The sequence below is a fragment of the Treponema sp. HNW genome (assembly GCF_050320395.1).
In the GTDB taxonomy this organism is placed as follows: Bacteria; Spirochaetota; Spirochaetia; order Treponematales; family Treponemataceae; genus Treponema_C.
The window spans coordinates 887,852-914,042 of sequence record NZ_CP144459.1; the positions used below are offsets into that span (position 1 = coordinate 887,852).

Annotated in this window: 28 protein-coding genes and 1 pseudogene; 11 read left to right on the forward strand and 18 right to left on the reverse strand. The window is 47.2% G+C overall.

Going from position 1 to position 26,191, the window contains the following annotated elements; genetic code table 11:
- Nucleotides 1–179 precede the first annotated feature (179 nt).
- From V1L52_RS04105 to V1L52_RS04125, 5 genes are all read right to left on the reverse strand, one after another.
- Nucleotides 180–803 carry an IS3 family transposase gene (locus V1L52_RS04105; RefSeq protein WP_428771036.1) on the reverse strand — a complete coding sequence of 208 codons (624 nt, stop codon included), beginning with the start codon at nt 801–803 and terminating at the stop codon, nt 180–182.
- A gap of 222 nt (nt 804–1,025) precedes the next feature.
- Complete coding sequence (locus tag V1L52_RS04110) at nt 1,026–1,301, reverse strand: transposase (protein WP_428771037.1); 276 nt, start codon at nt 1,299–1,301, stop codon at nt 1,026–1,028.
- 30 nt (nt 1,302–1,331) lie between these two features.
- On the reverse strand, nt 1,332–1,775 hold the full coding sequence (locus tag V1L52_RS04115; protein ID WP_428771782.1) for a hypothetical protein: 444 nt from the start codon (nt 1,773–1,775) through the stop codon (nt 1,332–1,334).
- A complete protein-coding gene (locus tag V1L52_RS04120) occupies nt 1,753–2,136 on the reverse strand; it encodes a hypothetical protein (RefSeq protein ID WP_428771038.1) in 384 nt (127 codons plus the stop codon). Before V1L52_RS04120 ends, V1L52_RS04115 begins: the two co-directional genes overlap by 23 nt.
- A gap of 194 nt (nt 2,137–2,330) precedes the next feature.
- Nucleotides 2,331–2,456, reverse strand: coding sequence for a hypothetical protein (locus V1L52_RS04125; RefSeq protein ID WP_428771039.1), 126 nt, complete (start codon nt 2,454–2,456; stop codon nt 2,331–2,333).
- A gap of 153 nt (nt 2,457–2,609) precedes the next feature.
- Between V1L52_RS04125 and V1L52_RS04130 the strand changes: the two genes are divergently transcribed.
- Entirely contained in the window at nt 2,610–2,975 is a 366-nt protein-coding gene (locus tag V1L52_RS04130; RefSeq protein ID WP_428771040.1) for a hypothetical protein, read from the forward strand.
- Between the two features lie 546 nt (nt 2,976–3,521).
- Nucleotides 3,522–4,670, forward strand: a complete 1,149-nt coding sequence (locus V1L52_RS04135) for a hypothetical protein (RefSeq protein WP_428771041.1) — start codon at nt 3,522–3,524, stop codon at nt 4,668–4,670.
- Nucleotides 4,671–4,771: 101 nt separating this feature from the next.
- Here the strand turns inward: V1L52_RS04135 and V1L52_RS04140 are convergent, their stop codons facing one another.
- Complete coding sequence (locus V1L52_RS04140) at nt 4,772–6,364, reverse strand: glucose-6-phosphate isomerase (RefSeq protein ID WP_428771042.1); 1,593 nt, start codon at nt 6,362–6,364, stop codon at nt 4,772–4,774.
- 138 nt (nt 6,365–6,502) lie between these two features.
- Here V1L52_RS04140 and V1L52_RS04145 point away from each other — a divergent pair, with 138 nt between their 5' ends.
- From V1L52_RS04145 to V1L52_RS04155, 3 genes are read left to right on the forward strand one after another with little or no spacing between them, the layout of a single operon-like run.
- Nucleotides 6,503–7,696, forward strand: coding sequence for a TlpA disulfide reductase family protein (locus tag V1L52_RS04145; RefSeq protein ID WP_428771043.1), 1,194 nt, complete (start codon nt 6,503–6,505; stop codon nt 7,694–7,696).
- A gap of 13 nt (nt 7,697–7,709) precedes the next feature.
- Nucleotides 7,710–7,922, forward strand: a complete 213-nt coding sequence (locus V1L52_RS04150) for a CD1871A family CXXC motif-containing protein (RefSeq protein WP_428771044.1) — start codon at nt 7,710–7,712, stop codon at nt 7,920–7,922.
- 10 nt (nt 7,923–7,932) lie between these two features.
- The gene (locus V1L52_RS04155; RefSeq protein ID WP_428771045.1) at nt 7,933–8,928 is read left to right on the forward strand and encodes a 4Fe-4S binding protein; all 996 of its coding nucleotides are present in this window, start codon (nt 7,933–7,935) and stop codon (nt 8,926–8,928) included.
- Nucleotides 8,929–8,962: 34 nt separating this feature from the next.
- On the opposite strand, the gene V1L52_RS04160 is transcribed toward V1L52_RS04155, so the two are convergent.
- From V1L52_RS04160 to V1L52_RS04190, 7 genes are all read right to left on the reverse strand, one after another.
- Nucleotides 8,963–10,582 carry an ATP-binding protein gene (locus V1L52_RS04160; RefSeq protein ID WP_428771046.1) on the reverse strand — a complete coding sequence of 540 codons (1,620 nt, stop codon included), beginning with the start codon at nt 10,580–10,582 and terminating at the stop codon, nt 8,963–8,965.
- A 527-nt stretch (nt 10,583–11,109) separates the two neighbouring features.
- Entirely contained in the window at nt 11,110–11,811 is a 702-nt protein-coding gene (locus tag V1L52_RS04165) for a Bax inhibitor-1/YccA family protein (protein WP_428771047.1), read from the reverse strand.
- Between the two features lie 25 nt (nt 11,812–11,836).
- Complete coding sequence (locus V1L52_RS04170; RefSeq protein ID WP_428771048.1) at nt 11,837–11,971, reverse strand: hypothetical protein; 135 nt, start codon at nt 11,969–11,971, stop codon at nt 11,837–11,839.
- Between the two features lie 15 nt (nt 11,972–11,986).
- Nucleotides 11,987–12,592, reverse strand: a complete 606-nt coding sequence (locus tag V1L52_RS04175) for a DUF4340 domain-containing protein (RefSeq protein ID WP_428771049.1) — start codon at nt 12,590–12,592, stop codon at nt 11,987–11,989.
- On the reverse strand, nt 12,589–14,697 hold the full coding sequence (locus V1L52_RS04180; protein ID WP_428771050.1) for a Gldg family protein: 2,109 nt from the start codon (nt 14,695–14,697) through the stop codon (nt 12,589–12,591). Before V1L52_RS04180 ends, V1L52_RS04175 begins: the two co-directional genes overlap by 4 nt.
- Nucleotides 14,697–15,407 carry an ABC-2 transporter permease gene (locus V1L52_RS04185; RefSeq protein WP_428771051.1) on the reverse strand — a complete coding sequence of 237 codons (711 nt, stop codon included), beginning with the start codon at nt 15,405–15,407 and terminating at the stop codon, nt 14,697–14,699. Before V1L52_RS04185 ends, V1L52_RS04180 begins: the two co-directional genes overlap by 1 nt.
- Nucleotides 15,404–16,363, reverse strand: coding sequence for an ABC transporter ATP-binding protein (locus V1L52_RS04190; protein WP_428771052.1), 960 nt, complete (start codon nt 16,361–16,363; stop codon nt 15,404–15,406). The genes V1L52_RS04185 and V1L52_RS04190 overlap by 4 nt, the downstream gene beginning before the upstream one ends.
- A gap of 236 nt (nt 16,364–16,599) precedes the next feature.
- On the opposite strand from V1L52_RS04190, the gene V1L52_RS04195 reads away from it, so the two are divergent.
- The gene (locus V1L52_RS04195; RefSeq protein ID WP_428771053.1) at nt 16,600–17,859 is read left to right on the forward strand and encodes a phosphoglycerate kinase; all 1,260 of its coding nucleotides are present in this window, start codon (nt 16,600–16,602) and stop codon (nt 17,857–17,859) included.
- Nucleotides 17,860–17,929: 70 nt separating this feature from the next.
- On the opposite strand, the gene V1L52_RS04200 is transcribed toward V1L52_RS04195, so the two are convergent.
- Nucleotides 17,930–18,154, reverse strand: a complete 225-nt coding sequence (locus V1L52_RS04200) for a hypothetical protein (RefSeq protein WP_428771054.1) — start codon at nt 18,152–18,154, stop codon at nt 17,930–17,932.
- A gap of 111 nt (nt 18,155–18,265) precedes the next feature.
- Here V1L52_RS04200 and V1L52_RS04205 point away from each other — a divergent pair.
- Nucleotides 18,266–18,445: pseudogene (locus V1L52_RS04205) on the forward strand (Rpn family recombination-promoting nuclease/putative transposase); the annotation flags it as partial.
- 42 nt (nt 18,446–18,487) lie between these two features.
- Here V1L52_RS04205 and V1L52_RS04210 read toward each other — a convergent pair.
- The gene (locus V1L52_RS04210) at nt 18,488–18,712 is read right to left on the reverse strand and encodes a hypothetical protein (protein ID WP_428771864.1); all 225 of its coding nucleotides are present in this window, start codon (nt 18,710–18,712) and stop codon (nt 18,488–18,490) included.
- A 119-nt stretch (nt 18,713–18,831) separates the two neighbouring features.
- Here V1L52_RS04210 and V1L52_RS04215 point away from each other — a divergent pair, with 119 nt between their 5' ends.
- Nucleotides 18,832–19,650 (forward strand): Fic family protein, encoded by an 819-nt coding sequence (locus V1L52_RS04215; RefSeq protein ID WP_428771055.1) that lies wholly within the window; start codon nt 18,832–18,834, stop codon nt 19,648–19,650.
- On the opposite strand, the gene V1L52_RS04220 is transcribed toward V1L52_RS04215, so the two are convergent.
- A complete protein-coding gene (locus V1L52_RS04220; protein ID WP_428771056.1) occupies nt 19,647–19,901 on the reverse strand; it encodes a hypothetical protein in 255 nt (84 codons plus the stop codon). The genes V1L52_RS04215 and V1L52_RS04220 overlap by 4 nt on opposite strands.
- 49 nt (nt 19,902–19,950) lie before the next feature.
- Between V1L52_RS04220 and V1L52_RS04225 the strand changes: the two genes are divergently transcribed.
- A complete protein-coding gene (locus V1L52_RS04225) occupies nt 19,951–20,268 on the forward strand; it encodes a Trp family transcriptional regulator (RefSeq protein WP_428771057.1) in 318 nt (105 codons plus the stop codon).
- 23 nt (nt 20,269–20,291) lie between these two features.
- On the opposite strand, the gene V1L52_RS04230 is transcribed toward V1L52_RS04225, so the two are convergent.
- Both V1L52_RS04230 and V1L52_RS04235 read right to left on the reverse strand, forming a co-directional pair.
- On the reverse strand, nt 20,292–23,084 hold the full coding sequence (locus tag V1L52_RS04230) for an ankyrin repeat domain-containing protein (protein WP_428771058.1): 2,793 nt from the start codon (nt 23,082–23,084) through the stop codon (nt 20,292–20,294).
- 158 nt (nt 23,085–23,242) lie between these two features.
- Nucleotides 23,243–24,016, reverse strand: coding sequence for a copper homeostasis protein CutC (locus V1L52_RS04235; RefSeq protein WP_428771059.1), 774 nt, complete (start codon nt 24,014–24,016; stop codon nt 23,243–23,245).
- A gap of 30 nt (nt 24,017–24,046) precedes the next feature.
- On the opposite strand from V1L52_RS04235, the gene V1L52_RS04240 reads away from it, so the two are divergent.
- Nucleotides 24,047–25,036, forward strand: a complete 990-nt coding sequence (locus tag V1L52_RS04240; RefSeq protein WP_428771060.1) for an ROK family protein — start codon at nt 24,047–24,049, stop codon at nt 25,034–25,036.
- Complete coding sequence (locus V1L52_RS04245; RefSeq protein ID WP_428771061.1) at nt 25,033–26,133, forward strand: endo alpha-1,4 polygalactosaminidase; 1,101 nt, start codon at nt 25,033–25,035, stop codon at nt 26,131–26,133. Before V1L52_RS04240 ends, V1L52_RS04245 begins: the two co-directional genes overlap by 4 nt.
- Nucleotides 26,134–26,191 lie beyond the last annotated feature (58 nt).

Genomic DNA, 26,191 nt, shown 5'->3' on the forward strand with positions numbered 1-26,191 from the left:
ACAAGTCTATTAAAAGTCGCACCCTCACGGGTGCGTGGATTGAAATGATATCATTCATCAACGGTGTATCTGGAAAAGTCAATACTAGTACAGTCCCTAAAGCCCCTAAAATTATAATTTAAGCAGCTTTTATTGAAGCTGCTTTTTGCCTATATACAGCAGGAGGATATCCTCCTTCATTAAAAGTATTTATTCTTAACCTGTTGTAGTAGACCATGATGTAACGCCATACAATCGTTTTTACTCATTTCAATCGTCAACTTTTTTGTGTCTATTCGATACAGTTTTTCTTTCTTCAACGTCGCAAAAAAACTTTCCATACGGGCATTATCATAACAGGCTCCAACTCCACCCATACTCTGCACACCATGTAAAGATGCAATCGTGCATTTGTATTCATAGCTCGTATATTGGCTGCCCGGATCGCTGTGTGCAATAAAGCCGGGTTTCGGCCGTTCTTTCTCATACGCCTGCCGAATAGCACGTATACACAATTCTTTTTTCATATTATCATCCATCGCAACCGAAATGATTTCTCCTGCAAAGCAATCCAGTACCGGTGCTATATAAAGAGTTCCATCTTTGCAGGCAATTTGTGTAATGTCGGTAAGCCATTTTTCATTCGGCTTTGAAGCGCTAAAGTCTTGTTTAACCAAATCCGCGCACTTTTGAGCCTTTTTATCGGCTTTTGTAAGACCGGCAGGGCTTTTTCTGCTCTTATGAAGCAGATTTCCCCTTCTCATTGTCCTTAATACTGTTGAACGCGAACAGGTAATTCCTTTTTGTTCCAATGCTATTTTCATTCTTGTTACTCCGTAGTTAGTATTATCCTCATGTTCTTCAAGGATAGTATGCATTTCGGGTGAGAAGAAGCTGCCATCTTTTCACTGTATGGCGATTTCGTTTCCACTTGTAATAGCCTGATTCTGTGACACACAAAGCTTTACACAGGCTTGCCGTTGACAGTTTCAGTGCCTGACGGCGATTACAAATGTAGGTAAAAATAGTCTTCTTTGTTACCTCTTCTAACCTTTGACGAAAAAACGTAGAGCATCCTGTAATATCCGTACCGTTTCTTTAAGCTCCCTGTTCTCTTTTTCCAGTGTCCGCTGCCTTTCGCTTTCTGTCATACCGTTTTTTCCGACTGTGCCTGTGCAGGTGTCTTTATAACGATTTTGACTCTTCCTCCAGCCGCTGAGCGTATGATAGCTGATACCCAAATCCTGTGAGGCTTTGCGTGTGCCGATTTCATCGGACAACTGCAATGCCTGTGCCTTAAATTCCGTACTGTACTTATTCATGTCTTCCCCACTATACCACAGAGGGGCTTTTTATACTGTACTTTTATGATAACTGTTCAGGTCCAATACCATATCCTCAAGCGATATATCTTCCAAATAATAATGATATGCTTTAGTCGTACTATCTTGTACCTTTCGAGCTGTTAAATGTGCCTTATAGGTTTTATCTTCTACGCTTAAACCCGTTTCAAAATATTTGACCTGTTGTATGTCTACTCTGTTCTCTCTATCCTGTGTGATATGAGTTTTCACTGCCGATTCGATCAATTTATCAAGAGCCTGCATGGAAAGTATTTGCTCACGGCTCTTTGTTTTGGATTGCCATTCATCTAAAATATCCCGCGATACCCTTATATCCGTATCGGTATCGATATTATGATAGCTGTTCCCCTGAAAATGCTCTTTCGCATAGCTCATGTATTTGTCTTTTAATGCGGCGTTATCAAGCGCCTTATCTTCCGCTGTTTCGACAATTCTGTTTTGCTCGTAGCTTTCGGCGCTTGCGTATTTTCCGCTCGTATTTTGCTTTGCCTGTTTCGCGCGTCCATTTTCCGTCTGTTACACCGAAGGCTTTTTCCGCCTGCTGTAAAAGCTCACCTTGCATAGTGCGCCGCGCTACGTGGGCGGCTTCATGCACGAATGTTGAAAAATCGCTTTTTTCACTCACATAGACAAGCGCTTTTATATCGCCTTCCAAACCCTTAAAATCGGTCGCCCCCTTAATCGTCTGTGTATCTATATCTTGCTGGGCGGCAAGTTGCGCCATAGCTTCCGGCGCCGTTTTCGTAAATACGGCGGTCTCATAATAGGTATCAAGGTAAGTTTTCGTATCCATACCGGCGCCCTGCGCAAGAGCCTCAAATAAGGCGACCGCCGTATGTCGCTCGGCTTCGTTCAGGTTGGGCATGTATTCTTTCAGTTTATCGTGCAGCTTTATGCGCGAACGCTCCGCATCGCCCGATGTGTCGTCTGTAAAATACTGTAAGCCGTGCTGCTTTCCGCGCGGGTTTTCGGCAATCAGCTCTTCTTTTATTTTTTGAAATCTTTCACCCCGAGCGTCCCATTCAATGCGGCTTCCGGCAAATTTCTCCCCGAAGTCCCGTACAAACTCTTTGATAATGCCGTTTTCTTTTCATCGGTTTCTTTTACTGTCATAAGTGCTTCACCTTTTTTTCCTTTTTCTAAAGATACTCCGGAAGTGGCAGGATTGGACGCAGCGGCGGAAAAAAACGCTTAGGCGCATGGCAGACTAAGGCGCGCGAGTATTGCAAGAAAACTGGCATTCGGCGCGACTATTCGAGGGAATACGTGGGAACCGCAAGCGGAAAGCAGCCGATAAAAACAACATCTAGAATCGAACTCACGCGCGCACACGCGGAAAATATGTTTCCCGATGAAAAGCGGAAGAAGGTAAACGGTAATGTATTTATAGCTGAAAGCAGAAAAGCTGTAAACAAACAGCAAAAACAGATTTTTGACAAAGAGCTTGCAATGTCAAAAATCGCAGCACGGTACGGGCACACCGTTTATATGCTGCCCGAAAAGCGCAAGGGGAAAAAATGTGATGTTATTATGGACGGAACATTGACTGAGTTCAAAAAAATTACACGCAATGGAAACGCGCTTTCGCACCGGTTTAGAGAGGCGCTAAAACATGGAAGATGTCAGTTTTAAAATAAATAAAGGCACCGAAACCCGATGCCTTTCGTTGCCCCAAGAGGCGTATAATCGCTATACGCATTCGGACAATTAAAATATATGGGAAAAATCCTTGTTTTGTCAACTCCTCAAACAACTATATATATGACAGCCCGTCGTAAAGGGGCTTAACCTGTACTCCGTTGTAACAGGCGAAAAACTACGTAATAAGGTGATTATATAAAAAGAGAATTTTTTAACGAACCGGAGATTGCGGACAAAGATTTTTTTGTCAGACCTCCTCTGCAAAAAAATGCAGGCTGAAAGTACAAGGTCTAATACCGATTCTTAATGCGGCAAGGATTGGAGGGGGCGGGGCTGAGCCGGTGCAAAGCGTGTGAACTGTGCACAGCCCCGCTTCCGAGCGGAGCGAGGAATGAAGCGATAGCGGAACCCCGCAAAGCCTGTTTTGGGCCGTTCCGGTCCCAAAGCCGCCCCGATTATTAAAATTTTTCAAAATCTTTTCTGAAAAAGTCTCAAAAAAATACAATCGGCGCCTCTAATATATATGGAGGTTCGCTTATGAAAAATACAAACATTGAACATACGGGTAAAAGACATAGAGGTATGAAACATATCGGTTATGCGCGGCTTTACGCCTCTGTGCTGCTTATCGCCGTGTCGCTGTTGTCGGCGGCGGCATCGTGTAAGTTGGAAAGCGGCGGTTTTACCCTTTTGACGGGCGATTACAGTGCTCCCTATCTGAATGATTTTAAGTTGACGGGAACGGAAAGTGCCGTAATGACCTTTTCCAAACCTGTCGTATTTTCACATTTGGTTTGTACTCGCGCCGGAGAAGACGGTAAAACGATTGAAGTGTCGGCTCTTCCTTGCGAGGGGGAAGGAGATTCCTACACTCTGAGGTTTTCCCGGGAAGTTCCCGTCGGCTATGCCTATCTTTTGGAAGGCATCGTAAAAGATTCGGGCGGAAGTTCTCTGCGGTTCAGTCTTGATTTTTACGGTTACAACGAGCGTGTGCCTGCCGCAGTCTTTTCAGAAGTAAGTCCCGACCATGCTTCCTCCAAAGACCCGCAAAAAGCGAAGGCCGAATTTATCGAGCTGTATATATTGGAAGACGGAAATCTCGGCGGCATGGTGATTCAAAGCGGCTATGACGGCGTTTTAAGCGATTTTATTTTACCGGCTGCGGAAGTAAGGGCGGGCGACTATGTAAGCGTTCATATGCGCATATTCGGTGAACAAGCGGTTTGCGAAACGGGGGATAATCTTGCACTTTCTACAACCGCCTATTCGTGTCCTGTGTCGCGCGATATATGGAACGAAACGGCCGACAGTACAAAAAGCCGCCTGGGGGCCGACGATGTGATTTTGCTGCGTATCCGAAGCGGGGAAGAAATTATTGACGCACTCCTATACAGCCGAAGCGACAAACCGTCTTGGTCAAAGCCGCTTATGAGCGAATATGCGGCGGACGCTGTCGAATGCGGTATTTGGGTTGAAGGCGAGCTTCCCGAAAATGCCGTATGCGCCGATAGCGTTACCGCGGTTCGGACTATAAGCCGCTTAAATATCGATGTCCTGCAAGCGGCCTTTAACGCCGGCGAAAAACCGCCCTTTAAAGTTCAGGCTTCCGATTGGAAGGTTTTAAGCGGCAAAAAGGGCGAAAAAGCGAGCCCCGGCAGAGCCAATGTTTTTTCGGACGGAGCTTAAATCCGCCGAAAAAGTTACTCCGCCGTATCCGTGCGGCAGGTTTGCGGAGAAAAAAAGTAACCGGCTTTTCAGATACTCCGGCCTGCACACGGACTTCAAGCTCAGACGCCTAAAAGCGAAGCGAACACTTTAAGGGCGCCCTCACTTTGACCGGCGAGTACTTTTTTTGTAAGGATTTTACCCAGCTGCACGCCTTCCTGGTCGAAGCTGTTGATGTTCCACAAAAAGCCTTGGAACATGATTTTGTTTTCGTAGTGGGCGAGTAGGGCGCCCAAGGTTTCGGGGGTCAACCGTTCGGCATAGATAAGGCTTGAAGGCCGCTCGCCGGTAAATACCTTTGCCGGGTTTTCGTCGTCTTTTCCGAGGGCAAAGGCGGCGATTTGTGCGGCAAGGTTTGCGCACAGTTTTTTTTGGCTTGTCGAGCCGTCAACGGTGATGTCCGTTCCGCTTTGGCTTTGCAAAAAGCCTATAAATTGCAGGGGAATCGTATCGGTTCCCTGATGGAGCAATTGGTAAAAGGAGTGCTGACCGTTTGTTCCCGGCTCGCCGAAGATAACCGGCCCCGTTGCGTAATTGATGGGGCCTCCCGCACGGTTGACGCTTTTACCGTTCGATTCCATATCCGCCTGCTGTAAGTGGGCGGGAAAGCGGCTGAGCGCTTGACTGTAGGGGAGGATCGCGGTTACCGGATACCCCTGTACATTGCGCTCGTAAACACCGATAAGGGCGTCGAGCATAGCCGTGTTTTTACCGATTTGTTTTTCGCATGCGTTTTTATCCTGAGCGTGGGCGCCCTTTAAAAAGGCTTCAAATACGTCGGGCCCGAAGGCGAGTGAAATAACCGCGCCGCCGACCGCCGATGTTGAAGAATAACGTCCGCCTATAAAGTCGTCTATGTAAAAAGACGCAAGATAGTCAGGATTGTTCGCGAGGGGGCTTGTTTCCGAAGTTACGGCTATCATGTGCTTGGAAGCGTCCAAGCCGGCCTTTTTCAAAAAGTCTTTAACCAGCAATTCGTTTGCCAAAGTTTCCTGAGTGGTGCCCGACTTTGAAACGAGGATAAAAAGGGTGCGCGATATGTCGCGGATTAAAACGTTTATAACGCGGTCGGCGTCGTCGGGGTCTACATTCGAAATAAAATGGGCATCCATTTTTTGTGCGCCCTGAACCCGTGCCCACTCTTCAAGGGCAAGGCAGATTGCTCGCGGTCCCAAGTCCGAGCCTCCGATACCGATTTGTACTACCGCGGTAAAGGTTTCGCCCTTTTCGTTCAGGATTTTTCCTGCGTGAACTTTACGGGCAAAATCGGCAACGGCCAGGCGCTGTTCTTCGTAAAAACCGCGCGCATTTTTTGTTCCCGACGGGGTTTCGTATAATACGTCCTTCCCCAGCTGACCGCGCAGCAAGTGGTGCAATACTTTGCGTTTTTCGCCCGTGTTTATAACCGCGCCTTCATACAAGGCTTTGAATTTTTCGGTCAACTGAGCTTCGTCGGCCGCTTCCTGCATAACCGAAAGGATTTGACCGTTTACCTGTTTTGCCGCATAATTATAGTGTAAGCCGGCCGCTCCTTCGGCACAAAAACCGGCAGCCCGTTCGGCGTTCAGTACTTCTTTAAGCGAAACCTGCCCCTTAAGCGATAAAAGCTTTTTAAAGGCTTCCAATGTATCCAAATTATCCCAATTTAATTCCATACCGAACCTCCGAATCGGCACACCTGCCTTTTAGTATAAGCCGGTTTGTTTTGTAATTTCATTTTTTGAACAAGACCGGTTCGTCCATTATAGCTCATAATAGCCTCGTGTGAAAAGGTCTGTAACAGAGTTACACAGATGCTTGTAACCATTGAAGCGATTTTGTATTATTATGTTAAAGACATTTTTAACGACGAGGTTATGATGAACAAATCACAATCATTTTTTAAAACGGCGGCCCTTGTTACCGCCCTGTTGATTTTTACCGCTTCAAGCTGCAGTGCGTTTTCGTTCGGTACAAAAACGAATAAAAAATACAACGAAAAAAAGATGAAGACCCTTACGGGTAAAACGGTTACAGTAGAAAACCGCGACAATGTTTATACGGATCAGGAATTCGGCTTCGGTTTTGTTGTTCCCGAATCTTTAAAGACCTTAAGCGCGGAAGGCTTATTGGAAATTCTTCCGCGTGCCGAAAATATAACCTTTTTTACCCTCTATTCGCAAAAGCTCTACGATTTGGTTTCTTCATTGAATCCGGAAACCGTTACCGAGGAGCAGTGGGCCTCTTTTACAAAGGAGGCGGAAAAGTACGCTTTTCCTGCGGCTTTTTTGTTCCGCCTGCCTTCAGGAGAGCCTCAGGGTATGGATGCGGACATACTGAACTTTATCAAAGAAAACTATTCGGCTGTTGAAAAAATAGCCGATTTTTCCGGAACCGCTTATTATTTCGGCTACAATACCGATTACGCAAAAATTGAATTTTCCGATGATGAAAAAAACAAGGCCGGCACGCTTATAGGCGAGTTAAAGGACTTTAAAAAGAATATCTTTGTATTTCCGCCCCTTGTACGTGCGGACGAAAACGCTCTGTCCGCTCCCGCTGCTTCATCGGCAGGCTTAACGTCTTTTCAAGCGCAAACCTTAACCGGCGAAACGGTAAATCAGGATATGTTCAAGGACTATAAGGTAACGATGATAAATATCTGGGCTACCTGGTGTCCGCCCTGTGTAAAAGAAATGCCTGACCTTGCAAAACTCCATTCGTCCATGCTTCCGGAAGGAACAAACATGATAAGCATTTGTATCGATTCGGATTCCGACCCGCAGGGCGCCCGCGATATTTTGAATAAGGTATCGGCGCGTTTTACAACCATTGTGCCGAACGCCGGTTTAAGCGGCTTTTTAAGCTCCTTTTCGGCAATTCCCGCAACGGTTTTTGTGGATTCTCACGGAAACCTTATCGGTAAACCTATTACGGGTGTTCCCGGCCGCGACCCTGCCGCAGCTTATGCAAAAACACTTGCAGAGCTTGCCGCTTCTCAAAATTGACGGGACAGCCGAGATGGAAAAGGCTAAAGTATCCGGACACAAATCCGCGCCGGAGATTTTACCCCAAGCCGCGCCGCCGTTTGGGATACGTATAAAAAATCTTGCCGCCGCCTCTGCCCTTGTACTGGGTGCGGCCTTTATCGTGTTCGGCATTATGCGCGGCGAACAGCGTATCGTTTTGCAAAAGGCGATACGCATTTGCCTTGAATGTATCGGTATAGGCTAGGGGGGCGGCTGTGAAAGCTTATAAACGTGATAAAGCCCGAAAAAAAAGGCTCCCGTTTTCATCGAGAACTTTTATACAAACCTGCGCTTCCATAGGCTCGAACGCCCATATTGCAGGCTTTATACGCGGCGATATATTCAAGGGAAGCACAAAAACCGTCTGCGTTCCGGGCTTAAACTGCTATTCATGTCCGGGCGCCGTCGGTTCCTGCCCGGTGGGAGCTTTTCAAGCGGTTGCGGGAAGCAAAAAATACGATTTCAGCTTTTATATAAGCGGCATTGTAATTGTATTCGGTGCGGTTTTCGGCCGCTTTATTTGCGGCTTTTTATGCCCCTTCGGCTTTGTACAGGACTTATTGCATAAAATCAAAGTAAAGCGCATTAAGGTAGCGGCAAAACTCGATTTTGTGCTGCGCCTTTTTAAATATGCACTGCTTGCCGTTTTGGTCGTAATGCTTCCCGCCCTTGTGCATAACGCATTCGGCATAAGCGACCCCTATTTTTGTAAATGGGTATGCCCGGCCGGTATTTTCGGAGGAGCGCTTCCCCTTATAGCGGCAAACGAAGGCTTGCGCTCAAGCCTCGGTTTTTTATTCGGCTGGAAAACCCTCGTCCTTGGCGCCGTATTGATTTTTTCGCTTTTTATCTACCGCCCCTTTTGCAAGTATCTGTGCCCGCTGGGCGCTTTTTACGCCTTTTTTAATAAAATCTCTTTGTACCGCATGAGTTTGGATACTTCCCTGTGTACCCGCTGCGGCGCCTGCCAAAGGACATGTCCTATGCAGGTTCCGATTATCAAACCGCTCAAAGGTTCCGCCCGCGAAGAACAAAACCCGCGTTTTTTTGACGTAACCTCTGCCGAATGCATCCGCTGTAAGGAATGTCAAAAAGCATGTCCGCATAACGCGATTTCGTTCGGCTTTAAAAAGAGGTTTGAAGAGTCGGCCGTTTTTTCGGCGAAGATGCAAGCCCAAAGCAGGAGCTGGAATCCCGAGCGGCTGAACTGAGTCTGTCCGGGTTTTTGCTCCCATTCACTCCCCGTTACAAATTATCCATTTCCCGTTGAATCTTCCAGTCTTTTATCGTCCGTTTTTTTTCATCAAAGCTTGCACCGACGGCTATAACTTTTTTACCGCTTCCGGAAAACCTGTCGGCGTAGCCTTTTTCCCGTATTTGCTTGAGGGCATCGTCGGCCGTGCCGTTGGCCGTGAGCTTAAACTCAAAGATATACACCTTGTCCGGGAATTCCACTGTGCAGTCGGCTCTGCCTGCGGCGCAGTGAACTTCCGTATGTACAAATTGGTTCATGAGGGCAAAAACAAGATACACGGCCGTTTGATAGTTTTGCTCGCGCAAAGCCAAGTCTTTTTCGGTTAAGCTATCGTAGGGTATGCCTGAGATGATACCTTTCAGCTTTTCCATAAAGCCGTCAATGTCCGCCGCCTCTATCTGCTCGTAAAACTCCCAAATCGAAAGCCCCGTTTTATCGCTTTTGACGGAAGTATAGGCGGGCAGTAAATTATCCAAAAAGCCGTAGCGCACCTCATCGTTCGGGAAGCCTAAACGGTACAGGCCTGCAAAATCGTTATAGTCTTTAATAGTTACATAGCCCGATTGAAACAGTATGGGCAGGGGATTTACGGCATCGGCCCTGTAGGTTTCCAAGCCCGCTTCGTTGATTTTTACGTTTCCGTCAAGGTCGGGAATGTTGTAATAGGCTTTTTTAAGATAGTTTACCAAAAAAGTCGGTGTACCCGTTGCAAACCAATAGCTTGAAAATTCTCCCGACGCAAACACATTGAGCAAACTGAAGGGATTATACATTGCGCTTCCCTTCCGAGCAAAGAGATAGCCGTCGTAGCGCTGCTTTAATTTTGCAAGGGCTTCATCATAGCTCAAGCTGTTTTTTTCGGCGAGGTTTTGAATTTCGGGCACAAAGCCTTTTTCAAGTTCTTGCTGCGAAATGCCGCAAATGCCTGAATAATCCGAAAGCAGGCTTAAATCGCGCAAATTATTTAAATCGCTGAATATGCTCACCTTGCTGAATTTGGTAACGCCGGTTAAAAAGGCAAAGCGGATATATTGATCGGCACTTTTTATAACGCCGAAAAAACTTTTAAGAACGGTGCGGTATATTTCGTTGAGGTTTTCATCCTTCCATATAGTTTGCAAAAGGGGCTTGTCGTACTCGTCGATGAGGATAACAACCTGCCTGCCCGTTTTTTCGCAGGAGCGGTTGATTACACCGAAAAAGCGTTCGGTAATCGTATTTTCCGAGTCTTTACGGCCGTAGAGTTCTTCCCACCTGCACAGATGATTATTTAAAAGACTTTCCAAATCTTCCCGTGTTTCATATTTTGAAGGGTTAAAATCCAAATAGAGTACCGGATATTCCTGCCAGATTTCTCGTTTGTCTTTTTCGGCTTCTTCGTATGTTTCGAGCGCCAAGCCCTTAAAGAGTTCTTTTTGACCGAGAAAATATGCTTTGAGTGTTGAAAGAAACAGGCTTTTTCCGAAACGGCGCGGCCGGCTTAAAAAATGAACACGGCTTTCATTTACCAATTTCCAAATAAGTTCGGTTTTATCAATATAGATAAAATCATCCTTACGTATAACTTCAAAACTTTGCACGCCTATGGGCATCTTTCTGACTGCACTCATAAGCGTATTATAACAGAAGAATGCCGAATTGACAATTAAAACGATAAATCATGTCCAAAATCGTTCGCTTGTGTTATAATAAAGGCAGCCGAGCTTTACGGCTTTTACCGGTATCCGCGCCGGGATAGTGAAAAAGGGAGGGGAACACTGCGGACAGGATGTCTGCTGAAAACCGAACTTCCTGTTCGGTTTTCAGCTTCAAGTTTGCTTTCAGCAAACGGTTTGCTGAAAGCAAACTTGGGTATATGTAATTTTATCGCACGTCCTGTGCAGGCGCAAGCGTGCGGCTCACATAGCACCGCTCGCTTGCACGTCGAGTTTTGCTTTGCAAAACTCGCATAAAAACAGCTTTAAATTCGCAATTCTGAAGAATTGCTCATACTTGAAAATAGCATTGAACATACAGCTGTCAGCTGTATAGGCCGGGTTCTTAGGGCTGGCTAAGCCCTAAGCAGTGTGGGAGAGAGAGGGGGTTCTAGGGGGAGAGAGAACTCTGCCCTGAACAGGGTTCTTTCTCCCCCTAACAACTATCTTTTCTTTCCGAACAATCTCAAAAGCGACAAAAAGATGTTTACAAAGTCGAGGTAGAGCTGTAAGGCTCCGATAATGGCGACTTTTTGGAAGTTTTCGCTGCCGTCGGCGTATACCGAAATCGTCATAAGTTTTTGCGTGTCGTATGCGGTAAGGCCGGTAAACACAACTACCGTAACAATCGAAATAAGCCAATCAAGCTGACTCGACCTGAATATGATATTGATGATTGAAGCGACGATAATTCCTATTAAGGCCATCATTAAATAGCGGCCGGCCGAACGCAAATCGCTCTTTGTTTTCATTCCGTATAAACTCATACCACCGAACATCAATGCCGAGGCTAAAAATACCTTTGTGATTGAAGCGCTCGTATACAACAAAAAGATTGATGCAAGGGTTAAGCCGTTTATAAGCGAATAGACTATAAAGGCGCCCGCTGCGGCATTCCGGCTCATTTTACGTATCCGTGCCGACAGGGTAATAACCAAGGCGAATTCGGCTATAATCAAGCCTAAAAATACAATCGGATTGCCGAATATCAATTTGAGCATTGTTTGACTGTTCGCCGTTATAAAGGCCGCCGCTCCGCTTATTGCCAACGCGAGCATCATCCACCCGTACACACCGCTTATAAAGCGGCGGCGTACGTCCTCGTTTGCTTGTTGTAAGCTGATTTTTTGTACATTATAATCCATCATCTACCTCCTTAAGGTTTTAATGTTACATACCTGCGTTTTTTTGGGCGGCTGAATCGGGCTTTACGGGGTTCCGCCTTTCGGCTCCATTCCTCGCTGCACTCGGAAGCGGGCGCGGCTGCTTTGCCGCCGCGCCCGCCCCCTCCAATCCCTGCCGCATAAAAACCGTTTCCGCCTATTGTTTTTCGGCGGTTTCAAGTTCCGTTACCGGTGCCTCCCGTTCGGCTTCGCCCTGTTCGGCGTGCGCCTCGGCGGGGGGCTGTTCGGCCGCTTTCAGGTTTTCGGCCTTTTTTGAAAAGGTGCCCTGCAAATCTCCTGCGGCAAGCAGTACCGTTTGCGACTTATCGAGAACCGCATAGGTTTGCATGGCCGTTCCCGCCGTCTTGCCGACAAGGATTGTTCTAAGTTCCTTACCGTCTTTAAGTGCGCGCACTTCTATCGCGTGTGCCGTATCCAAACCGAAGCGTTCTGCGTCCTCGATTGAACCGACCTTACCCAAAACGCGCACCTTTTGTACGGCATCGCTTATTTCCCGGGCGGCGTATGTGTCGGCGGCAGTTCCCGCTTCGTTTTCCGACTCGATAAGCCATGCATCGCCTTCTTTTTTCAAAGCGTAAAAGCCGCCGTCGGCAAGCTTTACTTCTATTCTGTCGGCTTCAAGTTTTAGAGCTTCGTCACTCACGGCGTTTTTCCTTTCGCCGATTAACTGCAAAGCGTATACCAGCGCCAAAACCGCGGCGGCCGAAAGAAGCAGTATTTTACGAAGTTTCAGCATATTCATTGTACAGCCTCCTGTGCGTTTTCATCCTGCGCATAGCGTTTTTGTATGGCTTTTGTGCGCCGCTTTTTCATGTGCCGTCCGATAAGTCCTGCAACGGCGACAAGCAAGGGCAGAATATATTGGTTAAAAAGTTTTGCAACGGCGGCCGATACGGGTTCAACCTTATCCAACACGTTCCGCGAAAGCCCCTTGCTTCTCATATAGCAAAAATCTTCGCTGCCGTTTAAAAAGTCGAAAACGTTGCGTACAAAAACGGCTACGGGCTGTCCCCCCTCTTCGTCGATTAAGGCGCCGCTTGTAATCTTTGAAGAACCTGCAACAAAAACCGCCGACCTTTGTATGCCGGACGATACATGCGCTTCGGAAACGAGGGCGTTTTGACTGCCTGAAGTTCCGGCCGTGCCGAAAGCATCCGCCTTCCCGGCCTTTTCGTCATTACCTTTTGCCGGAGCGTTTGCAAAAGCGCTTTTAAAAGAGCCTTCCAAAAGAACGGCAAGATTGTATTCGCCCATGTTTTCTTTTGCAGGCGGGAAAATATACGAGGGATCCAGCGCGGTAATTTCTTTTTGCAGCCAGCTTTCTTTGCTTGTTTTTGCAAGTACGTGAGCTTCAGCACCGGAAGCCGAAGCCGCATCGTTGAGCGTTAAAGCGCCGCTTTGCAAAAAGAGAACGTACGACAGGTTCGATGTTACCGGATGGTTGTTTTTCAAACCGCTTTGATGTATAACGGGCGCAAAATAAAATTCGGTTTTTCCCTTTCCGGGTGCGCTTTGGCTGTAGCACTGTTTGTCCATCACATAACCTTCGGCCGGCTCAACGCCGTAAGCCTTTAAAAGCTTTTCCAGCCCCGTTGCGTTTTTTTCGTATGAGGGCGGCATACCGTAGTACATCGCCATTTGGTCCTGCTTTTCTATAAAGGGGTCTAAAAAGACCGCAAGCTTTCCGCCCTTCATAACAAACTGGTCTATCTTATACAATTCTTCTTCGCCGAATTCTTCAGTAGGCCCGTTGATAATCAGGGTCGATATGTTTGAGGGAATCTCTTCTTCGGCGGTGCGTATTTCTTTAAAACTGTACATATCGGAGGCATAGGCGGCAAGGTTTGCGGCTCCCGATTGTGCATCCTGCAAGCTCAATTCTCCGTGGCCGCTTACATAGCCGATTTCGGTCGAACGCGACACCAAAGAGGCGAGGTTTTCCGTAATGTTTTTTTCCAAATCGTCCAAGCCCGCAATAACGTAAGAACCGAACAGGCTTTGCGACATCTGCAAAGGAATAAGGCGGAAAGTGTCATTGTACGAAAGCACCAAACCGATAATGCCCTTGCCCGTTGAACCGTCCTTATTGTTTGTCCAGCGGATAAGGGGAATGCCGTAGGTTTCGCTTAAGCTTTCAACATCGGCTTGCGCGGGCTTTACGTAATTATAGCGTATGCGGTTCATATTGGCTTTGTTTACCGCCTCAGCCGCCTTGGATACCGAAGGTTCAATCGAAGAAAAGCCTTGAATATTAAAGGCTGCCAAATCTTCACTTAAGTAAAGGTTTAAGTCCGCCTGTCCCTTTAAGCCTGCAAGGGCGCTTACCGCATTTATCATCGAAGTCATCTTTGTTGTCAGCTTGTATTCCAAACCTTCCGAGCTTGTAATGCCGTCGAGGATTTCTATGCGGTCGGCATAGGTGAGCACCAAGCCCATCCATACGTTTTTAAAGCCGACTTCGCTTTCTTTTAATTCCTGTATTTGAATTTGATTGAGCCGGTACGAGCGCGCCATAGACTGACTTTCGGGATTGTTCATATCGAAGGTTTCCCACGAAAATTGTTTGTTTGCAGCTCCTGCATATTCGCTTAACAAATCGCGCACATATTGGGCGGTGTTATTGTACGGAGAAGGCAGGTTTGACGAAAAAAATACCTTAACCGAAAGCGGCTGTTCGAGCGTGCGCACCAGCTGTTTACTCGACTGCGACAGGGAATAGGACTTGCTCTTTGTGGTATCGATGCGGAAAAAAGAGCGCATTCCTGCAAGGTTCAACAATACTAAAACGATAATAAAAAGTAAAAAATCGCTTTGAGGCCCTTTAAGCCACCGTATAAATGCTTTCATTATGCAGCCCTCCGCGAATCGACGGTTTTAACCGTCAAAGTTAAAAATAAGGCGGTAAGTGTAACAAAGTAAATAAGGTCGCGGCTGTCGATAATGCCCCGGCTTATCGAGGTAAAATGAGCGCCCGCGGAAATATACTGTAAAACGCTTACCAGAGATGCCGGTAAAAAGAGCAAAAATTGGTCAATCATCGCCAAAAGCACACAAAGGGCAAAGGCTATAAAAAAAGCGACTATTTGATTTGCACTCGATGCCGAAGCGAACAAGCCCGCTGCGCAAAAGGCGGCCGCTAAAAAAAGGGCGCCGATATAACCGCAGACAAGGGGGCCTGCTTCAAGGCTGCCGAAAGAGGCTGCCGTAATTGCGTAGGCGAGGGTGGGAACCGTCATAATAGCCGTAAAAATAAGGGCTGCCGCAAATTTGCCGATTACAACGTCAAGGGCGTCGACCGGAAGGGTCATCAGGGTTTCCAAACTGCCGCTTTTGCGTTCTTCGGCAAAAAGCCGCATAGTTACCGCCGGAATAAAAAAAGCGTAGAGAACGGGCAGTATCGAAAAAAACTGCCTCAGTTCCGCGCGGTTTGCCAAAAAGAATACGTTAAAAAATAAAAAGCCCGAAATGAGCAAAAACAAACCGATAACGATGTAGGCAACCGCTCCGGTAAAGTAGGCTCCCAACTCGCGTTTTATAATAGCCGATTTTACGTTCATGCTTCGCCTCCTGTCGTCAATGTGCGGAATACGTCTTCAAGGCTGTTCCGTTGAAGCGAAAGTTCATACAAGGCCCAGCCTTTTTCCGAGGCGGTTTTTGCAATATCGGGGCGGATTTCTTTATCCGCATCGACGGATACGCGCACCCCGTAGATACCGCTTTTTCCGCTTAAAAGGGTTTCGCCGAGGGGCACTTCAAAGGCCGCTGCCGTTCCCTTGCCGCTCAGTTTTTCGACCTCTTGTATCAGCTCTTTTTGCGAGCCGGCGGCGGCGACAACGCTCACCGAAGCGCTGCGCATATAGCGGCTTGCAAGTTCCGAGGTGGGGCTGTCGGCTGCAATCTTCCCGTGTGAAATAATGATAACGCGGCCGCAAAGCATTTCAACTTCGCCCAAAATATGGGTCGATATGATAACCGTGCGCGTTTTTCCCAACTCTTTAATAAGACTGCGCACTTCGCCGATTTGGTTCGGATCCAAGCCGCTTGTAGGCTCGTCGAGTATGAGGATTTCAGGGTCGTTCATAAGCGCGTGGGCAAGACCGACTCTTTGGCGGTACCCGCGCGAAAGTTCCGCGATGTTTTTATGCATTACATCGCTTAAGCCGCAGGTACGGCATAAAAAGGGCACCCGCTCTGCGGCGTTTACGCCCTGCATGGCGGCAACGTAATTCAAATAGTCTTCGACAATCATATCGCCGTACAGGGGCGCCGATTCGGGCATATAGCCTATTTTACGTTTTGAGCCCCGTTCGTCTTCCCGTATGTCCCGGCCGTCGATGGTGATGGTCCCCGCATCGGGACTTAAAAAGCCGGTAATCATCCGCATGGTGGTTGTTTTACCCGCTCCGTTCGGCCCCAACAAGCCGACAATTTCTCCGGTACGAATGGAAAAACTTATATCGTCGACTGCGCGGAAAGAACCGAATGAACGGGAAACATGCGCCAGTTCAATCATAATGTTATCCTCTTAATCAGTAAATCAATCTATTCTATAAAGGTAACAATTCCCGCCGATTTCGTAAAGTACCGAGCGAAGGAAAAGAATCGGGAGCTTTACATTTTAGCCCATTATTGATATATTTTTAAAGATAGAAGGGCTGCGGTGCCGCGATTCGTTCCGCCCGGCCGATTACACAACGGGGCTGTATCGAAAGTCGATTATTTTTTCGCCGGCCCTTTCGGAGGTTTATTATGATAAAAACGGTAAAAGATGTCGATTTGGCAGGCAAGCGCGTTATTATGCGTGTCGATTTTAATGTTCCCATGAAAGAAGGCGTTGTGCAGGACGATACCCGTATCCGCGCCGCCCTTCCGACCATTCAGTATATTTTGGAGCAAAACCCCAAAAGCCTCGTATTGATGAGCCATTTGGGAGACCCCAAAAAGGACGTAAAAAAAGCCGAAGAAAAGGCCGCAAAAGACGGAAAGCCCTTCGATAAAGAAGCTTTTATAAACGGCAAAAACCGCATGAAGCCCGTTTCCGAGTATTTGTCAAAACTCTTGGGAAAACCGGTTGCCTTTGCTTCGTCCTGTTTGGGACAAAAGGCCGCCGTAGACGCTTTATCCGGCGGTGCGGTTATGATGCTCGAAAATACGCGCTTTGAAGCGGGCGAAACCTCCAAAGACATGGAAGAACAAAGGGCTATGGCAAAAGAATTGGCAAGCTACGGCGATATCTATGTAAACGACGCCTTCGGAACCGCTCACCGCGCCCACGCTTCCACCGCCACTATTGCGGAATTTATGGACGTAAAGGTCGGCGGTTTTTTGATGGAAAAAGAAGTCAAATACCTTGAACCCATGGTTACGAATCCTCCCAAACCCATGACGGCGATTATCGGCGGTGCAAAGGTGTCTTCCAAAATTGCGGTTTTGGAAAGCCTGCTTAAAAACGCATCCGCCCTTATTATCGGAGGCGGTATGGCCTATACCTTTTTAAAAGCGCAGGGACACACCATCGGTAAGTCTTTGGTTGAAGACGATTTTATCGATACGGCTAAAAACCTTTTAAAAGCCGCGCAGGAAAAAAACGTGCGCATTATCCTTCCCCTTGACCATGTGTGCGCCGAAACCTTCAGTGCCGATGCAAAGCCGGTGAGCGTTGACGGCCTCGACATAGCCGACAATCTGATGGGTATGGACGTCGGGCCCAAAACCCTTGCCCTGTACAAGGAAACGATTTTACAGTCCAAGTCCATCGTATGGAACGGACCTGTCGGCGTTTTCGAATTCGAAAACTTTGCCAAAGGAACGGGAGAAGTTGCCCACCTTGTTGCCGAAGCGACTTCCAAAGGAGCCGTGAGCGTTGTAGGCGGCGGAGACTCGGTTGCGGCCGTTAATAAGTTCAACCTTGCTTCCAAGATGAGCCACGTTTCAACCGGCGGCGGCGCCTCCCTCGAATTCCTCGAAGGCAAAACCTTGCCGGGAATTGCGGTGTTGGAAAACAAGTAGTTTAAAAATCGGAGGTCCTGTCCGATTTTTAACATAAGTTTTGCTTTCGCAACACTTCTTACATTCAGCCTTAGCGTACATCCTGCGCGCGGGAAAGCGAAAGGAATATATAAAGTTTTTCCGTGCTTCGTGTACGGGCATAAAAACTCACATTCTGTTTGGCGGCTGAACCGGGCTTTTCGGGGCTGCCGGTACAAAGGTGCGGAACTTGCCGCACCTTTGTGTACTGCGCAAGCATTTTTGCCAAAACGCTTGCGCACCCCTCCAATCCCTGCCGCTGCTTAGAGTAGATCATAATATATATAGTCGGTGAAAGCTTTACCTTAAACGAACTTCTACACAGTGAATATCGGGTGCCGGAAAAAAGCTTTATAATGAGCTTTCCGATGAACTTGAAATTCACTTTTTGAATCTTGCCGAGGCAAAAAAACAATCGGCAAGAACCGTGTCGGATAATAAAACCGAACGGCCGGTTAATTGGTTAAAGTTTATTAAAACCGACAAAAGAGAGGTGTGCGCAATGCCGGCGGAGAATTCTCCTGTAATGGAACAGTCAAATGAAACGGTAGAGGTGATGCTGCAAGACCCGAAAGAGCGGTGGCTGTATGAAAACCGAATGAAGAAGGTATTAAAAGGTCAATCCCATATCAACTTCTGGAGCGCGGCTTGTATTTTGAGCCTGTGTCGGTGCAGGGGACTCGGGAATACGCCGTTTAAAAATGACATCTCCGGTCTGAAATACTCCTGCTAATTCCCATCCCTTCTGTCCGAGTTCATCCCAGTCATAGTGCTTTTTACCTATAGTTACGCTACCGAATGATGAATTACCGCGTAAATATTCCCATTTATCCATATCTATACTCCTTTTATAAGTTCGTTATTGTGCGGCCCTGCTTCGGCGGCTAAAACCGTATCTTGTTATAAATTTTACCCTATTTACAACCGCTTGTAAATAGGGGTATGATGTATCTTATGGAAAGTTTGCATACGCTGTTGGAAAAAGTTACACAGGCTCAGGAGCTGATAAATTCCAAACGACCCTTTGAAGGGAATTCCCTTATTCAATTACAAAAATATTATAAATGTGAAACAACATGGGCTTCCAATGCTCTTGAAGGTAATACGATAAATCTCAATGAAACTCAAATGATTCTCGAACACGGTATTACCGTGCGCGGTCATACGCTCAAAGAAATTTATGAATGTACCGGACACGGCAATGCTTACGATTATATGTTTGAAGCGATACAAAAAAAAGAAATCGACGAAACATATATAAAAAAGCTGCATTACCTTTTTGCCAAAGATATAAAAGATATTCCCTGTCCCGGCGAATATAGAGATGTAAGCAAAACCTTTGTTACGATTTCGGGAAGTGAATACGCGTGCCCCGATTATGAACAGGTGCCTGAAAAAATGGCCGAATTTATTGATTGGGCTCACAACGTCAGGTCTGCAATGCATCCTGTCGAATATGCCGCAGAAGCACATCGGAGGTTTGTCTATATTCATCCTTTCCCGGACGGAAACGGACGGGTAGCACGGCTTTTAATGAATACAGTGCTTTTGCAGGAACACTATATGCCGGTTCTTATCCGCCCCGATCAAAGAAACTCTTACGTAAAGAGTTTGGAAAACGGCAGAATCTATCCGGGCGGTTTTGATATATTTATCGCCGAACGGGAACTTGAACAGCAAACACGATTTATAAAATTGTTGAATATGGAAGTTCCGCAGAATATACGCGAAGAAAAAAGCAATAAAACAAAACCGGATAAATGCTCTATTTAGCCCCGGACTTCCCTTTTCCACTCGCCTATAAACTGCTCGTAGGCGGCTATTGTTGCCGACATAATAATATCTCCGACAGGGCCGCGTCCGACATAATTATTGCCTTCGCTTACATAAAGAGATTCCAATATATTTTCCAGTTCATTTATCGATAAATCGGGATCATGGGCTTTACGCCGCTCAAGTCCCAGCGTTTCTTCGTCAAAAACCTGTTTGTATGCAATGCCTTCCCATTCCGTTGTTTCACTCATATATAGAATATACTGTCTTTTTTTTGTGATTGCAAGTATAATGACTGTTATGGAAAACAAAGAGAAAAAAGACGCGGTATCCGAGCGTGATTTTTATGAGGGCTTGAATGAACTGTATGCGATTATCGCCGGCATGAGCAATCCTGAAGATATTGCCGACTTTTTCGGCTGTTTGTTTACCGGTGCCGAGCGGGAAGATTTGGCAAAGCGCTGGCTTTTGGTGCGAGAAATCGATAAGGGCACTACTCAAAGAGAAATTGCCCGTATGTTTAAAATGAGTCTATGTAAAATTACGCGCGGTGCCAAAGAATTAAAAAAGCCGGACAGCGCGTTCAAAAAGGTTTTGGATGAACTGCGCTCCGGCTGATAGAAACGGAAGGAATGTGCGCCCTATTTTAATAAGGCCGCAATTTCATTTCTTTTCCAGCGTACCGCCGTATCGTAGGCGGTTTCACCTGAAATATTTTTTACGGTGCGGTCAAGGCCCATTGATAAAAGCCGGCGCACGGTTGCTTCATCGGCTTCGCGGGCGGCATAGTGTAATATACCTTCGCCCGCTATATCTCGTTTTTTTCCGGCAATTTGTACAATCATATTCAGCATATCGCTTTTGTATTTTAAAGCATAGCTTAGAGCCGATTCGGATGCGTTATCGGTTACAAAGGGATCGGCTCCTTTTTCAAGGATAATGCGGGCAGCTTCTTTTTTATCCTGCTTAACCGCAAGTAAAAGCGGCGTTGCACCGTCTCTGTTGCGTCTGTCGGCAGGATAGCCTGCATCTATCAGTGCCGTTAAGGTTTTGTTCGGTGCGCTGTTTTGAACCGCTATGTGAATAGGTGTGTTGCCGTCCGAGTCGGCAAGATTGATATTTGAACCGAGGACGGTTTTAATCGATTCAATATCTTTTCTCAAAACAAGAGACAGAGGCGTTTGTCCCTGTATATCGCGTGCGAGCGGATTACCTCCCGCTTTTCGTACCGACTCGATAAGTGCCTTATCTTCCGTTTCCGCCGCATCATGATAGGCCGTTCTTCCGTACATTTCCTGAATGGAAGGACTTGCGCCCCGCTCAAGAAGCAGGTTTGTCATCGCCTTATTTTTGCTTTGGACGGCATCCATGAGGGGTGTTTTTCCCGTAATATCCGATGCATTTATATCCGCTTTTGCATGTAATAAAAGAACCGCCATATTAAGCCGTCCCGTTCCCGCAGCGGCATGCAGGGCGGTTTTTCCCGCAAGGTTTTTAGCGTTTACATCGGCAGCCTTCAAAATGAGAGCGGCCGATTGCTCCGCTTCTTTTGCAACTGCGGCATGTAAAAGCGTATTGCCCAAATAATCGCGCAAACTTAAATCGGCTCCGTTTTTTATAAAAAGCTTTATCAAGGCCGCATTATCCGACTGAAGGGCGCTGAACAAAGCCGTTTCACCGTTTGTGTTTTGACTGTTTATGGGGGCGCCTTTTTCAAGCAAAACTTCGGCGGCGTTGTTTAAGCGCCACTCGGCTGCAAAATGCAGGGCCGTGTTTCCCATACCGTCGGCCGCGCGTATTACTTCCGATGTTAAAAGCCAATCCTGAACCTCTCCTCCGGCGCTTAGTGCCAGGCGCAAGGGAGAATAATTTGCCGTGTTGGCGGCAAAAACATCCGAACCTGCTGCCAAAAGCAATTCGCCCGCCTGTCTGTTATTTTGCTGTACAGCTATATACAGAGGCGAGTCGCCGTTTTTGTTTCGTGCATTAACATCGGCTCCGCTTTCAAGTAAAAAACTTATTTGCTCGATGGCAGCCCTTTTATATACCGCAATGTGAAGGGGAGTGTTGCCGGTTGAATCTCTTGTGTTTATATTTGCCGCATTTACCAGTGTTTTGGTCATATTCAAACCGGCTTCAATCGAACGTGTCAGAGGTGTGCTTCCCTGTATGTCTTCGGCATGGATATCCGCACCCTTTTGAGCGAAAAAGGCAATGTGAGCGGTATTTTTTCGTTCGACGGATTGAGCAAGCGGTGTAATTCCTTTTTTGTTGCGCCCGTTTACAGCTGCTCCGCGGGCGGCAAGTGCTTCCAAAACGGCAATTTCGCTTTTGGTCATCGTCGCTATGTGCAGGGCATTGTCTCCGAACGTATCGACCGCATTTGCCTGAGCGCCGCGTTCCAAAAGCATGCCGTAAAGGTCTTTGCCGGTTTTATCCGGTGTGATAATAAGAAGAGGAGTTTTTCCAATGCTGTCGCGCGCGTTTATATCGGCTCCCGCGTCCAAAAGGAGGGCCGCAATATCCGCTCTTCCGTACCGAACCGCTTCATGTAAGGGGGTCGAACCTGAAATATCTTTTGCATTTATGGAAACGCCCTGCTCAAGCAAAAAGCGTACGATTGAATTTTCTCCTGAAATAACGGCAAAATGCAGGGGGCTTTGGCCGTCGTTAAACCGCATTGAAAGATTATGCGTTTTTACCGCATCTTCAAAATACGCATAAGTTCCCCGTTCCGGATGGGCATTTGCGGCAATCAGTGCGGCCGCTATATATACCGAATCCATATCTTTTTGACTGTAGGCAAGGGCAAGAGGACTTATACCGTTTACGTCTTTTACGGAAAGCGGAATATCCTTGTGTATACAAAAATCAACTGCACTTTTATTTATATCTTTAACCGCATAATGTACGATTGTTCTTCCCTGTACGTCCGTGCTTTTACCCGTTAGAGGGGTAAGCAATGCTTCGTAAAAAAGATTTCCCTGTGCAAGGGCCGTTTCTATAACCGCACGGCCTTCTCCGTCCTTTGAAAATATATCCGCCTTAAAGGCTGCAAGAGCCGCCGCCGCTTTGGGGGCTTTGTTTTTTACCGCCGTATGCAGGGGGGCATCTCCTGTATAGTTTTTTAACTCGGGATCCGCTCCCTTGTATAATAAAAAGCTTACAAGGTCTCCGTCGTTTATTTGTGCCGCCGCATGCAGGGCGCTGTTACCGTTTTCGTCAACCTTGTTTATATCGGTTTGAGATTCGAACAAGGCGCGTACTTCATCGATTTTTCCTGCAAGGATGAGTTCCTGTATACTCCGTTGTGCCGGCGCGGGCGGCGCTTCGGGAGTACTTACACAGGACAGAACAAAAACTCCCGCCGTCAATAAAAAGATGATAAATCGGATTTTTTGTATTCCGGTTCCGATGCATCTATACTTAATCATTCAATTCTCCTCACTAATAAATAAAATGCGAATACAGTACTGTATCTATTATCGATAAAAGAGAATAAACAATTAAGCAAAAAAGGAAGGCTGCGGGCGGCAAAAAGTCGGTTTTGAGCCGCCCGTATATAAACGTTGCCCCTATACGAACTCAAACTTTATATAAGGTCGAATTGCTCTCGTGCGCGTCTTATAACGGTTGCATCCGCAGCCCATATTTCATATTCGCTGAAACTGTCTGTCGACATACTGACTTTCGGATTTTTCCACTGCATGGGGCTTTGTACGATTTTTTTACCCGAAAGATGAAAAAAGCGCACGCCGGCTTCCCGTGCAAGCGGAACGATGAGTTCGGGTTTTAAGCCGCCGCCTGCCATTATGACGGGTTCGCCTTCTTTTCGCTGTGCGTTTAACTGCGCTAAAAGGGTGCGTCCTTCATAGCAGCTTGCGCTTTGTCCCGATGTTAAAATCGTGTCGAAACCGAGTTCTGCGGCGCCGCGGTATGCGTCAAAGGGATCTTTACACATATCGAAGGCGCGGTGCAGGGTTAAAGAAAGAGTGCCCCTTGGGGCGGCGGCGATGAGGCTTGCGGTTGCTTCGGTATCAAGACTGCCGTCGGTTTTTAAGCAGCCGATGACAATACCGTCGGCTCCCGCATCGCGGCACAGCCTTATATCGCGCACCATCGCTTTAAGTTCCGTACTGCTGTAACAAAAATCGCCGAAACGCGGCCGTATAAGCACGTTTACGGGAATCGAAACGGCTTTTTTTACTTCTTCTACAAGACCGATTGTCGGCGTTGTACCGCCGATAATCAAATTGGCGCATAGTTCTATGCGAAGGGCGCCGGCTTTTTCCGCCGTAAGGGCGCTTTCGGCCGAATCGGCGCATACTTCAAGTATTTTTGAAGGTGTTTTTTCGTTGATTGACATGGAAGCGATTATAGCACATTATAGTAAGATATGGAATATTATTTGGGAATAGATTTGGGCGGAACGATGATTAAAACAGCCGTCCTCGATGCCGGCTACAAGGTGATTGCTTCCGTAGAGCGGCGCACCCTTTTGCCCCGCGATTGGAAAAAAATCCTTGACGACTGCGCCGCATCGGTACAGGATGTGTTAAAAACGCTTCCCGGCCTTTCGCTTAAAAGTTTTTCGCGTGTAGGAATCGGAACCCCCGGTATTGTAAACGTTAAAACGGGAACGGTCGAAACGGCGGCAAATTTGGGCTTTTACGGCGTTCCGATTAAAGATTATTTGGAAAAAAAACTTTCGCTTCCCGTACTTGTCGAAAACGATGCAAACGCCGCCGCATGGGGTGAATTCGTTGCGGGCATGGGAAAGGAAACGCCTCCCGAAAAGCTCGGCATACAGTGCTACACCGATTTGGTGTCTATTACGATAGGAACGGGTATCGGCTCGGGCATTATTATAAACGGTGAGATTTTCCGCGGCGCTAACGGTTTGGCGGGGGAACTCGGTCACACCGTTATAGAACTTGACGGGCGCGACTGCCCCTGCGGAAGAAAGGGCTGCGTGAATATGTACGCTTCGGCAAGCGGCTTAAAGCAAACCACCCGCGATTTTATGCAAAAATACCCCGAAAGCGCCTTGTGGAGCGAAGCCGGCGGAAGCCTCGAAAACGTTTCGGGAAAAACCGCGTTCCGCGCTGCGGAAAAAGGAGATAAAGCCGCCTGCGAAACTGTTGAGTATTATATAAAATCGCTGGCAGCCTGTGTCGTAAACGCCGTAAGCATTTTTCAGCCCCAGATTATCACGCTTTCAGGCGGCATAAGTAAAGAAGGTGAAAAATTGCTTGAGCCTCTTCGCCGCATCGCAGAAAAAGAATGTCTTCGCGGTCCGAATACGGCTTTACCCTCTATTTGCGCGGGAAAACTACAGGATAAGGCGGGCGTTGTAGGAGCGGCCCTGCTCGGTACATACAAATGAAAAACGACCGAAAAGCCGCAGTTTTTATTTTAGGGCTTTTCGCCTGTGTTGTGATTTGTCCGCTCTTTTCCTGTGCGGCCCTGTCTCCCCGTGCGGCCGCGCGCTCGTATGCCGTTTCGGATGAAAAGCCGGCTGTCGATTGGCGAAGCGAAATGCGGAACTTTGTTATCGCAATCGCTGAAGCGGCACACAAAACCGATTCCGGCTTTGAGCTCATTGTGCAAAACGCTCAGGAATTGATTACTTCGGACGGGCTGCCCGATTCTCCGGTGATGAGCGATTATCTTAACGCAATTGCGGGGACGGGAAGGGAAGACTTGTATTTCGGTTATACCGCCGACAATAAGCCCACCCCCGGCCCCGTTTCAAAGCGCTTAAAATCGCTGTGCGATATTTTTGTACAAAACGGCAAGGCGGTACTGGTTGTCGATTATTGCACTTCACCCGCTTTTATCGATTCTTCGTATAAGCTCAATCGGCAAAACGGCTATATTTCTTTTGCGGCAAATAAGCGCGATTTAAGTTCAATACCGCCGCGCCCTGCCGAACCTTTTAATAAAAACGATGAAAGCATAGAGCGCATTGCGCAGGCGAAAAACTTTTTGTATCTTATCAACCCCGAAAATTTTGCTTCAAAGGACGACTTTATCCGCTGTCTTGCGGCAACCGACTACGACGCCTTTGTAATCGATTTGTTTTTCGACGGTACGGCGCTCGAATCAAGCGATGTAAAAACGTTGCAGTATAAAAAGTCCCGTGCGCGCCGAAAAGTTATCGCCTATATGAGCATAGGCGAAGCCGAATCCTACCGTTATTATTGGAAGGATGAATGGAACAAAGGGCTGCGGCAAAGCCGGCGGAATTCCGACCGTGTATCTGCGGAAAAATTTGACAGTGCCGCTCCCGAATGGCTGAAGGGGGAAAATCCCGCATGGAAGGAAAACTTTAAAGTCGATTACCGTGCTCCCGAATGGCAGGATATTATTTACAAGGGCGACAACTCGTATTTGCAAAAAATACTTGAGGCGGGCTTTGACGGTGTTTATCTGGATATAGTCGACGCCTTTGAATATTTTGAAAACGGGGAAAAAGAATGAAAATTGCGGTACATAAAAATCCGGTTTTGTGCCGGCTGCCGTTTTAAGCCGGATTATG

Bases quoted from the DNA above. Each gene is read 5' to 3' on its own strand.
- V1L52_RS04220 (WP_428771056.1), bottom strand. From the start codon at position 19,901: ATGAGTGAAACAACGGAATGGGAAGGCATTGCATACAAACAGGTTTTT.
- V1L52_RS04145 (WP_428771043.1), top strand. From the start codon at position 6,503: ATGCTTGTAACCATTGAAGCGATTTTGTATTATTATGTTAAAGACATT.
- V1L52_RS04215 (WP_428771055.1), top strand. From the start codon at position 18,832: ATGGAAAGTTTGCATACGCTGTTGGAAAAAGTTACACAGGCTCAGGAG.
- V1L52_RS04135 (WP_428771041.1), top strand. From the start codon at position 3,522: ATGAAAAATACAAACATTGAACATACGGGTAAAAGACATAGAGGTATG.
- V1L52_RS04125 (WP_428771039.1), bottom strand. From the start codon at position 2,456: ATGACAGTAAAAGAAACCGATGAAAAGAAAACGGCATTATCAAAGAGT.
- V1L52_RS04110 (WP_428771037.1), bottom strand. From the start codon at position 1,301: ATGAATAAGTACAGTACGGAATTTAAGGCACAGGCATTGCAGTTGTCC.
- V1L52_RS04190 (WP_428771052.1), bottom strand. From the start codon at position 16,363: ATGATTGAACTGGCGCATGTTTCCCGTTCATTCGGTTCTTTCCGCGCA.
- V1L52_RS04170 (WP_428771048.1), bottom strand. From the start codon at position 11,971: ATGCGGCAGGGATTGGAGGGGGCGGGCGCGGCGGCAAAGCAGCCGCGC.
- V1L52_RS04165 (WP_428771047.1), bottom strand. From the start codon at position 11,811: ATGGATTATAATGTACAAAAAATCAGCTTACAACAAGCAAACGAGGAC.
- V1L52_RS04245 (WP_428771061.1), top strand. From the start codon at position 25,033: ATGAAAAACGACCGAAAAGCCGCAGTTTTTATTTTAGGGCTTTTCGCC.
- V1L52_RS04235 (WP_428771059.1), bottom strand. From the start codon at position 24,016: ATGTCAATCAACGAAAAAACACCTTCAAAAATACTTGAAGTATGCGCC.
- V1L52_RS04225 (WP_428771057.1), top strand. From the start codon at position 19,951: ATGGAAAACAAAGAGAAAAAAGACGCGGTATCCGAGCGTGATTTTTAT.
- V1L52_RS04160 (WP_428771046.1), bottom strand. From the start codon at position 10,582: ATGAGTGCAGTCAGAAAGATGCCCATAGGCGTGCAAAGTTTTGAAGTT.
- V1L52_RS04150 (WP_428771044.1), top strand. From the start codon at position 7,710: ATGGAAAAGGCTAAAGTATCCGGACACAAATCCGCGCCGGAGATTTTA.
- V1L52_RS04210 (WP_428771864.1), bottom strand. From the start codon at position 18,712: ATGGATAAATGGGAATATTTACGCGGTAATTCATCATTCGGTAGCGTA.
- V1L52_RS04105 (WP_428771036.1), bottom strand. From the start codon at position 803: ATGAAAATAGCATTGGAACAAAAAGGAATTACCTGTTCGCGTTCAACA.
- V1L52_RS04140 (WP_428771042.1), bottom strand. From the start codon at position 6,364: ATGGAATTAAATTGGGATAATTTGGATACATTGGAAGCCTTTAAAAAG.
- V1L52_RS04185 (WP_428771051.1), bottom strand. From the start codon at position 15,407: ATGAACGTAAAATCGGCTATTATAAAACGCGAGTTGGGAGCCTACTTT.
- V1L52_RS04200 (WP_428771054.1), bottom strand. From the start codon at position 18,154: ATGATCTACTCTAAGCAGCGGCAGGGATTGGAGGGGTGCGCAAGCGTT.
- V1L52_RS04180 (WP_428771050.1), bottom strand. From the start codon at position 14,697: ATGAAAGCATTTATACGGTGGCTTAAAGGGCCTCAAAGCGATTTTTTA.
- V1L52_RS04240 (WP_428771060.1), top strand. From the start codon at position 24,047: ATGGAATATTATTTGGGAATAGATTTGGGCGGAACGATGATTAAAACA.
- V1L52_RS04175 (WP_428771049.1), bottom strand. From the start codon at position 12,592: ATGAATATGCTGAAACTTCGTAAAATACTGCTTCTTTCGGCCGCCGCG.
- V1L52_RS04230 (WP_428771058.1), bottom strand. From the start codon at position 23,084: ATGATTAAGTATAGATGCATCGGAACCGGAATACAAAAAATCCGATTT.
- V1L52_RS04195 (WP_428771053.1), top strand. From the start codon at position 16,600: ATGATAAAAACGGTAAAAGATGTCGATTTGGCAGGCAAGCGCGTTATT.
- V1L52_RS04120 (WP_428771038.1), bottom strand. From the start codon at position 2,136: ATGGATACGAAAACTTACCTTGATACCTATTATGAGACCGCCGTATTT.